Source organism: Burkholderia sp. PvR073, assembly GCF_054055695.1.
Genome location: NZ_JBSRXO010000008.1, coordinates 345,901 through 360,210 on the forward strand (window position 1 = coordinate 345,901; position 14,310 = coordinate 360,210).

At 70.5% G+C, this 14,310-nt stretch carries 12 protein-coding genes; 6 read left to right on the forward strand and 6 right to left on the reverse strand.

Annotation, left to right across the window (positions count from 1 at the left end):
• Positions 1-45: 45 nt before the first annotated feature.
• The 4 genes from ACVK00_RS24045 to ACVK00_RS24060 form a co-directional block, all read right to left on the reverse strand.
• Positions 46-1,314, reverse strand: coding sequence for an NAD(P)/FAD-dependent oxidoreductase (locus ACVK00_RS24045; protein ID WP_284893940.1), 1,269 nt, complete (start codon positions 1,312-1,314; stop codon positions 46-48).
• Positions 1,311-1,544 (reverse strand): 2Fe-2S iron-sulfur cluster-binding protein, encoded by a 234-nt coding sequence (locus ACVK00_RS24050; protein ID WP_011658575.1) that lies wholly within the window; start codon positions 1,542-1,544, stop codon positions 1,311-1,313. Before ACVK00_RS24050 ends, ACVK00_RS24045 begins: the two co-directional genes overlap by 4 nt.
• A gap of 100 nt (positions 1,545-1,644) precedes the next feature.
• Positions 1,645-2,772, reverse strand: a complete 1,128-nt coding sequence (locus ACVK00_RS24055) for an NAD(P)/FAD-dependent oxidoreductase (protein WP_229063666.1) — start codon at positions 2,770-2,772, stop codon at positions 1,645-1,647.
• Complete coding sequence (locus ACVK00_RS24060; RefSeq protein WP_284894054.1) at positions 2,769-3,701, reverse strand: 4-hydroxyproline epimerase; 933 nt, start codon at positions 3,699-3,701, stop codon at positions 2,769-2,771. The genes ACVK00_RS24055 and ACVK00_RS24060 overlap by 4 nt, the downstream gene beginning before the upstream one ends.
• 278 nt (positions 3,702-3,979) lie before the next feature.
• Here ACVK00_RS24060 and ACVK00_RS24065 point away from each other — a divergent pair, with 278 nt between their 5' ends.
• The 5 genes from ACVK00_RS24065 to ilvD all read left to right on the forward strand — a co-directional run bounded on the left by ACVK00_RS24065 (position 3,980) and on the right by ilvD (position 10,919).
• Positions 3,980-4,102, forward strand: coding sequence for a hypothetical protein (locus ACVK00_RS24065; protein WP_354123098.1), 123 nt, complete (start codon positions 3,980-3,982; stop codon positions 4,100-4,102).
• 231 nt (positions 4,103-4,333) lie between these two features.
• Complete coding sequence (locus tag ACVK00_RS24070) at positions 4,334-5,959, forward strand: APC family permease (RefSeq protein WP_284893939.1); 1,626 nt, start codon at positions 4,334-4,336, stop codon at positions 5,957-5,959.
• 72 nt (positions 5,960-6,031) lie between these two features.
• A complete protein-coding gene (locus tag ACVK00_RS24075) occupies positions 6,032-7,624 on the forward strand; it encodes an aldehyde dehydrogenase (NADP(+)) (RefSeq protein ID WP_284893938.1) in 1,593 nt (530 codons plus the stop codon).
• Positions 7,617-8,639, forward strand: coding sequence for an Ldh family oxidoreductase (locus ACVK00_RS24080; RefSeq protein WP_175654956.1), 1,023 nt, complete (start codon positions 7,617-7,619; stop codon positions 8,637-8,639). The genes ACVK00_RS24075 and ACVK00_RS24080 overlap by 8 nt, the downstream gene beginning before the upstream one ends.
• A gap of 420 nt (positions 8,640-9,059) precedes the next feature.
• Positions 9,060-10,919, forward strand: a complete 1,860-nt coding sequence (gene ilvD, locus ACVK00_RS24085) for a dihydroxy-acid dehydratase (RefSeq protein WP_354123099.1) — start codon at positions 9,060-9,062, stop codon at positions 10,917-10,919.
• 115 nt (positions 10,920-11,034) lie between these two features.
• Here ilvD and ACVK00_RS24090 read toward each other — a convergent pair whose 3' ends face one another.
• Positions 11,035-11,838 carry an SH3 domain-containing protein gene (locus ACVK00_RS24090; protein WP_284893937.1) on the reverse strand — a complete coding sequence of 268 codons (804 nt, stop codon included), beginning with the start codon at positions 11,836-11,838 and terminating at the stop codon, positions 11,035-11,037.
• Positions 11,839-11,871: 33 nt separating this feature from the next.
• A complete protein-coding gene (locus ACVK00_RS24095) occupies positions 11,872-12,312 on the reverse strand; it encodes a hypothetical protein (protein ID WP_284893936.1) in 441 nt (146 codons plus the stop codon).
• 307 nt (positions 12,313-12,619) lie between these two features.
• Between ACVK00_RS24095 and ACVK00_RS24100 the strand changes: the two genes are divergently transcribed.
• Entirely contained in the window at positions 12,620-14,173 is a 1,554-nt protein-coding gene (locus tag ACVK00_RS24100) for a sigma-70 family RNA polymerase sigma factor (protein ID WP_284893935.1), read from the forward strand.
• The last annotated feature ends 137 nt before the right edge of the window (positions 14,174-14,310 follow it).

A 14,310-nucleotide genomic window follows, 5' to 3' on the forward strand; every position in this document is an offset into this window, starting at 1 on the left:
GGCGCCGACGGCCCGGCTCGAACCGGGTCGCCTCACCAAGGCAAGTCAGGCGCCGTCGCAGGACACCGTGTCGTCCAGCATCAGCGTACCGACCCGTGCGGGCACGAGCGGCGTGCGCGGCACCGGCGGCGTCCAGCCGAACAATGCCTGCGCGGCCGCGCCGCACACGCGGCCCTGGCATGCACCCATCCCGCAGCGCGTCTGCAGCTTCGCGGCCGTCCAGCCCGGCGCCGGCGCGACCGCGTCGAAGCGCACGTCCTCGCAACGGCACAGCAGCGTATCGGGCCGCGCGAGCCGGCGGATCGGCTCGCGGATCGCGAAGCGCTCGCGCACCGCGTCCGCGAACGCCTGCCAGTGTGCGCGCCCCGCCACCAGCGCGGCCAGCGGCGCCACCTGCCCGGTGGCCGCGAAGCCGGCGATCTCGCCTTCGACCATCGCCAGTTCGCTGCCGCCGACACCCGTGCACTCGCCCGCGGCGAAATACCCGTCGCGGCTCGTGCGCTGATGCGCGTCGACCACGACCGCGCCGTTCTCGATCCGGCAACCGAGATGGCTCGGCAGCACGGTGTTCGGCACGAGGCCGAAGCCGCACGCGAGCCGGTCGCAGTCGACGTCGAACTCGCGCGCGCCCTGCCGGATCCGCACGCGTTCCAGCCGCTTGTCGCCGAATGCTTCGACGACGTAGGCATTGGGCCGGTAGGCGGCCGTGACGAGCTTCGCGGCCTGCGCGAGCTTCGACGGCCAGCGCCACAGCCCTGCGCCGAAACCGGCCACGTCGCCCCATGCCGCCTGTTCGAGCACGTGCGACACCTGCGCGCCTGCCTGTCGCGCCGTCGCCGCGCTCGCGAGCAGCAGCGGGCCGCTGCCGGCGATCACCGTGCGCTGCCCGCGCACGTCGAGGCCGTACTTGATCAGCGCCTGCAGGCCGCCCGCGCCGGTGACACCCGGCAGCGTCCAGCCCGGGAACGGCAGCAGCAACTCACGCGCGCCGCAGCACACGATCAGCGTGCGGAATTCGAGCAGAAAGCCGCGCTCGTCATCCTCGAGCAGCAGCGTGCCCGGCTGCGTTTCGGCGACGATGCGCGTGGCCGCGAGATGCGTGACGTTCGGCTGCCGCAGCACGGCGAGGCGTTCCGCCGCGGCCGCCACCGGCGTCGCGGCGGCGGCCTGGCGCCAGATCTGTCCGCCCGCGCGCGGGTTGTCGTCGACGATCGCGACCGTTGCGCCGCTTCGTGCGGCGGCCCGCGCGGCCGACAACCCGGCTGGGCCCGCGCCGACGATCGCGACGTCGACGCTCAGTCGTTCCTGTTTCATCGCGTGCGCTCCACCCGCATCCCGTCGCGGCACAGCGTCTGGCAGGCCAGACGACGGCGGCCGTCGATCGTCATCCTGCACTCCTGGCAGATGCCCATACCGCAAAACGGCGCGCGCGCCGCACCCGTGCACGACACACGCGTCGTGTCGTCGCCGCTCGCCGCGACGGCAGCCGCGACGGTCGCACCGTCGGCCACCGTCAGCGCGCGGCCGTCCAGATGAATGATCATGTCAGCCTCCACCGGGCCGCCTTGCACGTACGGGAATCGGCCTTCGAGGGATGGGGGGACTGCGTCCCCCCAAGCGAACGAAGTGAGCGTGGGGGTCGTTTCATGTCAGCGCTCCGGCTACGGGGGACGTCGTCAGGAAACGTCCCGGCAAATACGGTTCGATATCGATCGGCGGCCGCTCGCCGGTCATCAACGCGGCGACGATCCGCGCGCTGCCCGGCGCGGTCGTCACGCCGAGCCCTTCGTGCCCGACCGCGAGCCACACGCCCGGGCGCGCCGGATGTTCGCCGAGCAGCGGCAGACCGTCGGGACTCGCGGAACGAAAGCCCGTCCATGCGCGAATCCCGTTCAGGTCGGCCAGATCCGGCAGGTAGCCGGCCGCACGGCGCAGCATGCGCGCGAGCACCGGCGGCTCGATGCGCGCGTCTTCCGTGTCGAACTGGCGCGACGAGCCGATCAGCAGCTGGCCGGTCGGCCGCGGTTGCACGTTGAACGCGACGGACGTGCCGTCGCTCGCGTGCGCGCTCGCCGCATAGCCGAGCTCGACGAGCTGGTGCGACACCTGGCCCGGGTAGCGGTCGGTGATCAGCAGATGGCCTTTCTTCGGGCGCAGCGGCAATTCGGGCAACAGCGTGCGCGCGGCGACGCCGTTCGCGACGACGACACGTTCCGCGCGCAGCGTGTCGCCGCTCGCGAGCGTGACGCTTGGGCCGTCGACCGCCACCGCGCGGTCGCGCCGCAACGTGATGCCCGGCGCGCGCTGCAACAGCCAGCTCGCGGCGACCGGCGCATAGAGAATCGCATCGCCCGGGATCTTCAGCGCGCCGCCGAGCCCCGCGCGCAGCATCGGCTCCAGCCGCGCGAGCGTCGCCGCGTCGATCAGCTCGCCCGCGACGCCATGCGCGGCGAGCGTCGCCTGCTTGGTGCGCGCGAGGTCCATCTCGTTGGAATCGGCCGCGAGCCACAGCGTGCCGCAGTTGCGGTACGCGCAGCCTTCCGGCATGTCGCCGCTCAGCGCGCGCCACTGCTCGATCGAGTAATGGCTCAGCGCGAGCTCGGCCGCGTTGTCGTCCATCGCGACGAGGTGCCCCATGCCGGCGCCGGTCGCACCGCCGCTCGCGTCGTCGACGACGAGCACGCGCAGCCCGCGCTGCGCGAGTTCATGCGCACATGCGGCACCGACGATGCCGGCGCCGATCACGACGACGTCGGTCCTGGCCTCGCTCACGACACGATGCCCCAGCCGAACGGATCGTCTTCCTCGATCAGCAGCGTCGCTTCCGCGCTGAGATGTGCACTACCGCGGATCGTCGGCACGATGCCGCCGTCCGCCTGCGCATAGCTCGCCTGGAACACGCTGCCGATCACGCTCGCCTGCCGCCACACGACGCCCGGTTCGAGCTTGCCGTCGGCCGCGAGGCAGGCGAGCTTCGCGCTCGTGCCGGTGCCGCACGGCGAACGGTCGTACGCATGGCCCGGGCACAGCACGAAGCTGCGGCTGTCGTGCTCGGAATCGTCGGCGAACAGTTCGATATGGTCGATCTCGCCGCCGTTCGCGCCGGTGATGCCCGCGCGCTCGAGCCCTTCGCGCACGGCGGACGAATAGGCGGTCAGCGCCGCGACGTTGTCGCCGGCCACGCGCTGGCCGTGATCGCTGATCAGGAAGAACCAGTTGCCGCCCCACGCGATGTCGCCCTTCACGGAGCCGTAGCCCGGCACGTCGACGGCGACGGCCTTCGCATGGCGATACGCGAGCACGTTGCGCACGCTGACCGAAAGGTCGTCGTGCAGCGTCGCCTCGACGGTGCCGACCGGCGTTTCGATCCGGTGCACGCCCGGCTCGATGCGGCCCATGTGATGCAGCGTGCGCACGACGCCGATCGTGCCGTGCCCGCACATCCCGAGGTAGCCGCTGTTGTTGAAGAAGATCACGCCGGCCGCAGCCTCCGGCGACACGGGTTCGCACAACAGCGCGCCGACCATCACATCGCTGCCGCGCGGCTCGAGAATGCACGCGGTGCGGTAGCGATCGTGCTCGCGCGCGAGCACGTCGAGGCGCTCGGCCATCGTGCCGTTGCCGAGCGAGGGGAAGCCGGACACGACGAGCCGCGTGGGTTCGCCGCCCGTGTGCGAATCGATGATCTGAATGCGCTTCATCATGAGCCGTCCGAAGTGGGGAAAGGAGCATAGCTTCCTCCGTCGCGCGTCCGTCCGCTTGTGGCTTTTCGATGAGGACGGCGACGAAATCGGCACAGTGTGGAACGCCTTCCGCAGCCCGTCCGGTCACTGTGCCGATTTCGTCATTCTGCTCCGCGATACGACTCAAGCGTGATGGGTGTTTGCACGGCGATACTGGTTGCACGTCGACGCGCCTGTCGCCGGCCGAGATGAAGCGATACGCAGCAACAGGAAGCAATACGAAGCAGGAGATTGCAGTGAGCCGAAACGCCATCCCGCGGACCGAAGTTTTCCCCGCCCTCAGCAACCGGTTCGCGCCGGACGCTTCCATCGCATTCGACGCCGCGCACCGCGCCGAACAGAACCGGGCGAACCGCTGAGCGACTTCCCCCCGGCGGTGCAACGGCTTCCCGCCGTCGCATTGCCACTTCCGGTCCGGCATGGCCCGCACAGGTCCGTTCGCCGCGGCGCCAGCCCGCGCCGCGCATGAACGGCCGTCGGCCCGCCCGGTCGTTCGAACCGGTCGCACGCCGGCCGGCAGGTGTGTGCCGCTGCTCCGTCGGAGCGCGGCACAAGCCCACCTGCCCCGATATTTCCCAGGAGACAAACCCATGCCAGGCCAAGGCAACACACACCCTTCCGTCCCGCTTTCCCGTTCCGTGCCCGCCGACGGCGGTCACGGCAAGTTCAAGAAACAGCTGTCGCTGACCGACCTGACGTTCATCGGTCTCGGCGCGATCTTCGGTTCGGGGTGGCTGTTCGCCGCGAGTCACGTCTCGACGATCGCCGGCCCGGCCGGCATCTTCTCGTGGCTGCTCGGCGGCTTCTCGGTGCTGCTGCTGGGCATCGTCTATTGCGAGCTCGGCGCCGCGCTGCCGCGCGCGGGCGGCGTGGTCCGCTACCCGGTGTTCTCGCACGGCCCGCTGCTCGGCTACCTGATGGGCTTCATCACGCTGATCGCGTTCTCGAGCCTGATCGCGATCGAAGTGGTCGCCGCGCGCCAGTACGCGGCCGCGTGGTTCCCCGGCCTCACCAAGGCCGGCTCGAGCGACCCGACGACGCTCGGCTGGCTCGTGCAGGCCGGGCTGCTGTGCTTCTTCTTTTACCTGAACTATTCGAGCGTGAAGACGTTCGCGAAGGCGAACAACGTCATCAGCATCTTCAAGTTCATCGTGCCGCTGTCGGTGATCGCGGTGCTGTTCACGTTCTTCAAGCCCGCCAACCTGACCCTGCACGGCTTCGCGCCGTTCGGCACGCCGGGCATCGAGATGGCCGTGTCGGCCGGCGGGATCATTTTCGCGTACCTCGGCCTCACGCCGATCGTGTCGGTCGCGAGCGAGGTGCGCAATCCGCAGCGCACGATTCCGATCGCGTTGATCCTGTCGATCCTGCTGTCGACGCTGATCTACGTGCTGCTGCAACTCGCGTTCATCGGCAGCATCCCGACCGACATGCTCGCCGCCGGCTGGCACGACGTGAGCAAGGCGTTCTCGCTGCCGTACCGCGACATCGCGCTTGCGCTCGGCGTGGGCTGGCTCGCGGTGATGGTCGTCGCCGACGCGATGATCTCGCCGAGCGGCTGCGGCAACATCTACATGAATGCGACGCCGCGCGTCGTCTACGGCTGGGCGAAGACGGGCACGTTCTTCAAGGTGTTCACGCGCGTCGACGAAGCGTCGGGCATCCCGCGTGCGGGCCTGTGGCTCACGTTCGGCCTCTCGATCTTCTGGACGATGCCGTTCCCGTCGTGGGAAGCGCTGATCAACATCGTGTCGGCCGCGCTCGTGCTGAGCTACGCGGTCGCGCCCGTGTCGGTCGCCGCGCTGCGCCGCACCGCGCCCGACCTGCCGCGGCCGTTCCGCGCGGTGGCGTTCGGCATCACCGGCCCCGCGTCGTTCGTGATCGCCGCGCTGATCGTCTACTGGTCGGGCTGGGGCACGGTGTCCTGGCTGCTCGGCCTGCAGATCGTGATGTTCGTGATCTATCTCGCATGCCGCCGCTGGGTGCCGACCGCGCACCTGAGCATCGCCGAGCAGGTGCGTTCGTCCGCGTGGCTGATCGCATTCTATGCGGCCATGATCGTGCTGTCGTACTTCGGCGGCTTCGGCGGCACGGGCCAGCTCGCGCATCCGTACGACACGGTCGTCGTCGCGGCCGTCGCGCTCGTCATCTTCTACTGGGGCGCCAACACCGGCATCCGTTCCGACAAGCTGCAGCTCGAAGACGACGAAGACTGACGCCCCCCGCTTTCCCCTTTCCACTCCGGCCGGGCGCATCACGCCCGGCCCCGCATTTTCCGAGGAAAAACCATGCAACTTACAGGTCAGCTCCTGATCGGCCAGTCGGCCATCGCCGGACAGAACGGCACCCTCCACGCGATCGCCGCCGCCACCGGCGAACCGCTTGACCCCGCGTTCGGCGGCGCGAGCCTGCACGACCTGGAGACAGCCTGCGCGCTCGCCGACGACGCGTTCGACACGTACCGCGAAACGCCTCCCGAGCAACGCGCCGCGTTTCTCGACGCGATCGGCCGCACCATCATGGCGCTCGGCGACGACCTGATCGAGCGCTGCGTCACCGAAACGGGCCTGCCGCGCGCACGCATCGAAGGCGAACGCGGCCGCACGGTCGGCCAGCTCGCGCTGTTCGCGTCGCTCGTGCGCGACGGCGGTTACGTCGACGCACGCATCGACCCGGCCAGGCCGGACCGCAAGCCGCTGCCGCGGGTCGACCTGCGCCTGCGCAACGTCGCGATCGGGCCGGTCGCCGTGTTCGGCGCGTCGAACTTCCCGCTCGCGTTCTCGGTCGCGGGCGGCGATACCGCCTCGGCACTCGCGGCCGGCTGCCCGGTGATCGTCAAGGCGCACTCCGCGCATCCGGGCACGTCCGAGCTCGTCGGCCGCGCGATCCAGCAGGCCGTGCGCGAATGCGGGCTGCCGGCCGGCGTGTTCTCGCTGCTGTTCGACGCGTCGCGCGAAATCGGCCAGGCGCTCGTCGCCGATCCGCGCATCAAGGCCGTCGGCTTCACCGGCTCGCGCCGCGGCGGCGTCGCGCTGATGAACATCGCGGCCGCGCGCCACGAGCCGATTCCGGTCTATGCGGAAATGAGCTCGATCAATCCGGTGCTGCTGTTCCCGGCCGCGCTCGACGCGCGCCACGACACGATCGCGCCGCAGTTCGCCGCGTCGCTCGCGCTCGGCGCCGGCCAGTTCTGCACGAACCCGGGCCTCGTGCTCGCGGTCGACGGCCCCGCGCTGCGCGGGTTCGAAGCCGCGGCGGCCTCCGCCGTGCAAGCGAGCGCCGCGCAAACAATGCTCACGCCGCACATCCACGCGAGCTATGCGCAAGGCGTGGCCGCCCTGCGCGCGCACGACGCGGTCGAGCTGCTGGCGGAAGGTGCGGAAGGCGGCCGCTACCAGGCACGCGCGGCGCTGTTCGCGACGTCGGCGGACGCGTTCATCGCGCACCCCGAACTGCGTGACGAAGTGTTCGGCCCCGCATCGCTGATCGTGCGCTGCCCGGATGCCGACTCGCTGCATCGCGTGCTGAAGTCGCTCGAAGGCCAGCTGACGATCGCCGCGCATCTCGCCGACGGCGACGCCGCGCTGTTTGCCGCGCTGCGCCCGACGCTGGAGCGCAAGGCCGGCCGCATTCTCGTCAACGGCTTCGGCACGGGTGTCGAGGTCGGTCACGCGATGGTGCATGGCGGCCCGTTCCCGGCCACGTCCGACACGCGCACCACGTCGGTCGGTGCACGCGCGATCGAGCGTTTCCTGCGCCCCGTGTCGTACCAGGACGTGCCGGACGCGCTGCTGCCCGACGCCATCCGCAACGGCAACCCGCTGAACGTGCCGCAACGCATCGACGGCGTGCCCGCGCCGCGGGACGCGCGCGATGTCTGAGCCGCTCGCCGAAGTCGTCCTGTCGCTCGATGAGGTCCACGCACTCGCGCTGCGGGTGCTGACGCACAACGGGATGTCCGCTGCGCACGCGCAGGCGATCGCGAACGTGATCACGCAGGGCCAGCGCGACGAGTGCCACTCGCACGGCGTGTACCGGCTGCTCGTCTGCGTGCGCTCGCTGAAGAAGGGCAAGGTGGATCCGCAGGCCGTGCCGACGCTGCGCCGGCTGTCGTCGTCGATCGTCGCGGTCGACGCGCATCGCGGCTTCTCGCTGCTCAGCTTCGAAACCGGCCTGCCGGTGCTCGTCGAGATGGCGAAGCAGCACGGGATCGCGGCGATGGCGATCAACCACTGCTACCACTTCTCGGCGCTGTGGCCCGAGGTCGAGGCGATCGCCGCCGAGGGGCTGGTCGGCATCGCGATGAACCCGAGCCACAGCTGGGTCGCGCCGGAGGGCGGCCGCGAACCGGTGTTCGGCACGAACCCGATCGCGTTCGCGTGGCCGCGCCCGGACGGCGTGCCGTTCGTGTTCGACTTCGCGACCAGCGCGATCGCGCGCGGCGACATCGAGCTGCACGCGAAACAGGGCAAGGCGATCCCGCCGCACTGGGCGATCGATGCCGACGGCCAGCCGACCACCGATCCGAAGGCCGCGCTGCAGGGCGCGATGCGCACCTTCGGCGGCCACAAGGGCTCGGCGCTGGCGGCCATGGTCGAGCTGCTCGGCGGCGCGCTGATCGGCGACATGACGAGCCGGGAGTCGATGGACTTCGACGAAGGCGTCGGCGCGACGCCGTGCCATGGCGAGCTCGTGATCGCGTTCGACCCGAAGGTGTTCCTCGGCGACGAACTCGACGCGGGCCTCGCGCGCGGCGAGCGGATGTTCGCGTCGATCACCGGGCAAGGCGCGCGGCTGCCGTCGCAGCGGCGCTTCGACGCCCGCGCGCGCAGCATCGCGCACGGCGTGCGGATTCCGAAGGCGCTGTACGACGAAATCCTGACGCTGCTCGACTGACGCGATCGCGTCGCTCGGCGGCAGCTTCATCGCCGGCAGAACGGGTGATGAAGCCGCCGCCGATTCGTCCGCCTGGTTCCGCCGCCTGGTTCCGCTGCCCGATTCCGCTGCCTGGTTCCGCCGCCTAGTTCCACCGCCCGATTCCACCGCACGGTTCGCCGCCCGATTCCGTCGCCCGATTCCGTCGCCCGATTCCACCGACGGTTCCGCCGGCAAAGCCCCGCGCCCCTGGTGCGCGCCCTGCCCGGCTCCCCCGCCCACGCCCTTCGTCCGCTCCCGCCCGCGCCGCACGCCCGGCGGCTGTGGGATAATCGCCCAGTTTGCCCAGGGCGCAGCTCAAGAGGTTGTTCGCACGGGCGCGCGAGAGGCCTTCATTCCCGTGCCTCCACCCTTTTCCGCGATATTTCTTCAGCCATCACAATGCCCACATACCGTTCCAAAACCTCCACCGCCGGCCGCAACATGGCAGGTGCGCGCTCGCTGTGGCGCGCCACCGGCATGAAAGACGACGATTTCTCGAAGCCGATCATCGCGGTCGTCAACTCGTTCACGCAGTTCGTGCCCGGGCACGTGCACCTGAAGGATCTCGGCCAGCTCGTCGCGCGCGAGATCGAAGCCGCCGGCGGCGTCGCGAAGGAATTCAACACGATCGCGGTCGACGACGGCATCGCGATGGGCCACGACGGCATGCTCTATTCGCTGCCGAGCCGCGACATCATCGCCGACTCCGTCGAATACATGGTGAACGCGCACTGCGCGGACGCGATGGTGTGCATCTCGAACTGCGACAAGATCACGCCGGGGATGCTGATGGCCGCGATGCGCCTCAACATTCCGGTGATCTTCGTGTCGGGCGGCCCGATGGAAGCCGGCAAGAAGCGTCTCGCGAACCCGGTCACCAAGACCGTCGAACTGAAGAAGCTCGACCTCGTCGACGCGATGGTGATCGCGGCCGACCCGGCGTATTCGGATGCCGACGTCGCCGAAGTCGAACGCTCGGCCTGCCCGACCTGCGGTTCGTGCTCGGGCATGTTCACCGCGAACTCGATGAACTGCCTGACCGAAGCGCTCGGCCTGTCGCTGCCCGGCAACGGCACGGTCGTCGCGACGCACGCCGATCGCGAGCAGCTGTTCAAGCGCGCCGGCCGCCGCATCGTCGAGCTGACCCGCCAGCACTACGAGCAGGACGACATGCGCGCGCTGCCGCGCTCGGTCGGCTTCAAGGCGTTCGAGAACGCCATGACGCTCGACATCGCGATGGGCGGTTCGACCAACACGATCCTGCACCTGCTGGCGATCGCGCAGGAAGCCGGCATCGACTTCACGATGAAGGACATCGATCGCCTGTCGCGCATCGTGCCGCAGCTGTGCAAGGTCGCGCCGAACACGAACAAGTACCACATCGAGGACGTGCACCGCGCGGGCGGCATCATGGCGATCCTCGGCGAGCTCGACCGCGCCGGCAAGCTGCACACCGACGTGCCGACCGTGCACGCGCCGACGCTGAAGGATGCGCTCGACCAGTGGGATATCGTCCGCACCGACGACGCGGCAGTCCGCACGTTCTACCAGGCCGGCCCGGCCGGGATCCCGACGCAGGTCGCGTTCAGCCAGGACACGCGCTGGCCGAGCCTCGACCTCGACCGCGCCGAAGGCTGCATCCGCTCGTACGAGCATGCGTTCTCGAAGGAAGGCGGCCTGGCCGTGCTGACCGGCAACATCGCGCTCGACGGCTGCGTGGTGAAGACGGCCGGCGTCGACGAAAGCATCCTCGTGTTCGAGGGATCGGCCCACGTCACCGAATCGCAGGACGAAGCGGTCGAGAACATCCTGAACGACAAGGTCAAGGCCGGCGACGTGGTGATCGTGCGCTACGAAGGCCCGAAGGGCGGCCCCGGCATGCAGGAAATGCTGTACCCGACGAGCTACATCAAGTCGAAGGGCCTCGGCAAGGCATGCGCGCTGCTGACGGATGGCCGCTTCTCGGGCGGCACGTCGGGCCTGTCGATCGGTCACTGTTCGCCGGAAGCGGCAGCGGGCGGCGCGATCGGCCTCGTGCGCGACGGCGACAAGATCCGCATCGACATCCCGAACCGCACGATCGACGTGCTGGTGTCGGACGAGGAACTCGCGCGTCGCCGCGAAGAGCAGAACGCGAAGGGCTGGAAGCCGGTGCAACCGCGTCCGCGCAAGGTGTCCGCGGCGCTGAAGGCCTATGCGAAGCTGGTGATGTCGGCCGACAAGGGTGCCGTGCGCGACCTGTCGCTGCTGGAAGACTGACGCCGGGTAGCGGGCCGCACGAACGGCCCGCCCGCCTGATCCAGAAGCCGCTCTCCGGAGCGGCTTTTTTTATCCGGCGCCGGCTGGGGGCCGCGGCACCGGAGCCTTCAGTCGATCAACGCCGGAACTCGTCTCTGCTGCCCCCGCCGCCGCCGCCACCGCCGTGGTCCCCGCCCCCGTTTCCGCCACCTTGCGGCCGAGCGCCGTAACCACCGCCGCCCTGATGCGTCGGAGGCACCATCCGGCCCGCGCCACCGCTCGGTGCGGGCTGCGCGGGTTGCGCGGGCGGCGGAGCCGGCTGACGGGCACCGGCCGCGCCGGGCATCGGCGCGGGTGCGGGCGCGGCCTGCTGCGCCGGCGCGCGGTTCGGGCCGTTCCAGCCGCCGCGCGTGGCCGACGGCCGTGCATCATGCTGCACCGGCGGCGCGCCGCGCGGCTCGTGCTGGACCGGCCAGCCCGGCTGCGGGCGCCCGTAGGCGGGCGGCATCCCGCCGGGGCCGACGCGCGGCTCGGCACGATGCTCCCAGCGATCGCGGTCGTGGAACCACGGCCGGTGGCGGTAGTAGCGGTCCCAGTACGCGCCGATCGCGAACCCGGTCACCGGCACGCCGATGATCGCGCCGTATTCGAGCAGCGGCACGTAATTGCCCTGGTACGGGTAGTCGAGTTGCTGCGCGTCGATCCAGCCGCGCACGCCCGGCAGCGCGACGTCGCACCACGAGTAGTCGCTCAGGCAGCCGAACACGTCCACCGCGGTGCCGGGCGGAAGTTGCGCGACGACCGGATAATCGGGCGCCGGCCCCGCAAAGAGTTCGGCCCCCGAGTTCGTGTAAGCGCTGCTTTGCGCGTCGGCGATCCCCGGCACGGCAGCGATGCCGAACAGGATGACGCACAGACTTCGGATGATGGTGTTGCTCATGTTGCTCTCCCGCGCGGTGCCGCCGCGCGTCGGTCAGTGTCGATGTCCGCCGCCCCAGTGTCCCCCGCCCCAATGGCCGCCGCCCCACGGACGGCGCCAGTACCCGCCCCGGTAGCCGCCGCCCCAATACCCGCGGAAGCCGAAGCCGATCGTGACGGGCGGCCCGTACCAGCCCGGGTAGTACGCGGGGTAGTAGGCCGGGTAACGCACATAGGCCGGCGCCGCATAGACTGGAGCCGGCGCGTACCCATAGGCATAATCGTCCGTCGGCGGCGGCACGGCCGGCACCGGGGATGGGGACGAGGCGGCCGGTCCGGCGTTTGCCGGCGCCACCGGGATCTCGCGCTGCGACACCACAGCGGGCACGGGTGCGTAATACGGTGCATAACCGTAAGGGCCCGTGTAATAGCAGCCACTCAGCGCGATCATGGCCAGGCCGATGATGGCTGGCCTCGCGGCGGGAATCGGGGTCATGTGAAGCTCCGCAGGAATTCGTGCGTCGCCGCGTGGCGCGCGCCTGACTCTAGCTTACGTCCCCTGCATATTTCTGCGGGTTTGATCGGTTACTTTTTGTTTCGCCGTCACAATTGAAGGGGTCGCACCGCGCGGGTACGCCGCGTGCTCGCGCGTCTGGCGCGCCGGCGTTGAAGTTGGCGCAAATGCCCTCACTTGGATATTCAGTCAGGCTGGCCGGCGCGGACGGGTGTTCGCGGCCCCCGGCGGCCTGAAATCAGCGGACTTCGGCCCGCCCAACAGGAACGCGGTTCACGCCGCCATCGACATGACTACGCCACGCCCCACGCTTCGGGCGGACACGCCCCTCGATCCGATCATCCAGCTGCTGGCGCTTGCCGGCGAACAGGGTTATCTGACGCACGCCGACCTCGTCGACGCGCTGCCGCCGGAAAGCGACAGCCCTGACGCGCTGGACGTCGTGCGCGCCGCGCTCGCGGACATCGGCATCGCCGTGCTCGACGAGCCGGCCGCACCGGCGCCGTTCGCGGGGGCGGCGCCGGTCGACGTCGATCGCGATGCGCTCGACGAGGGCCGCGCGCTGCTCGGCGATCTCGCCCGCGGCACGAGCGCGTCGACCGATCCTCTCGCGCTCTATATGCGACGCATTCATGCAGTGCCGCTGCTCAAGCGCGAGGACGAAATCGTGCTCGCCCGCGAGATCGAAACGGGCCGCCATCAGATCCTGCACGCGCTCGCCGGCTATCCGGCGGCGGTCGATACGCTGCTCGCGCGCCACGGTGCAACGGGTGTAAGCGGCGCGGCCGGAGACGAAGGCGATGACATCGGCGACGGCGAAGGCGACACGCCGGCACCCGCGCGCTACGACACGCTGCAGGCCGCCGTCGCGGCCCTGCGCGGCGCATTGCACGCGCAAGGCTGCCGCTCGGCCGAATACCGCGACGCGCGCAACCGCCTCGCCGCACTGCTCGGTTCGCTCGCCTGGGTTGCACCGGCCGTCGACGATGCGAGCCGCGTCCTGCGCGCGCTCGCCGCCGCGCCGGCCAACACCGCCGCCGCCGGCTCCGACGCCGCGTGCTTCGACGCGGTCGCGCGGCGTGCGCTCGGCGCCGCGCTGAGCGACGGTCAGCAAAAGGTACGCGACGGTACACGCGCGATGCTGGAGGCGAACCTGCGGCTCGTGCTGTCGATCGCGCGCAAGTACATGAACCGCGGCGTCGACCTGCCCGACCTCGTGCAGGACGGCTGCCTCGGCCTGATGCGCGCGATCGAGAAGTTCGAATACCGGCGCGGCTTCAAGTTCTCGACCTATGCGACCTGGTGGATCCGGCAGGCGGTCGCGCGCGCGGTGGCCGACCGCTCACGCACGATCCGCGTGCCCGTGCACGTCGGCGATCAGTACCAGCGCGTGCAGCGGCATGCGCTGCGGTTCCGCCAACGCACGGGCCGCCGCGCGACGCCGGCTGAACTGGTTGCCGAAACCGGGCTCCCCGAGGGCAAGCTGCGCGCGGTGCTCGCGCTGCCTGCCGAGCCGCTGTCGCTCGACACGCCGCTGCCCGACGCGGAGACCGGCCTCGTCGACCTGATCGAGGACCAGGCGTCGGCGAGCCCGTTCGAGCGCCTGGCGGACACGCGCATGCGCGAATGCGTGACGTCGCTGCTGCGCTCGGTCACGCCGGCCGAAGCCGACGTGCTGCGCCGGCGGTTCGGCCTCGGCGGCGCCGAGCCCGACACCTACGACGCGATCGCGCAGGACGCGGGCATGTCGCGCGAACGCGTGCGGCAGATCGAGAAGCGCGCGCTCGCCACGCTGCGCACGGCCGCGGAGGCCGAGGGGGCGCAGTCGTTCCTCGACGCGTAACCGGGCGCGGGGGGGGGGGGGCCCCCCCCCCCCCCCCCCCCCCCCCCCCCGCCCCCGCGGGGGGACCGGTTGGCCTGTAGCGCCACCACTTTTGTTTGTGGGGGTCCGGGGGCAACTGGGGGAAATAGCGGGGGGGC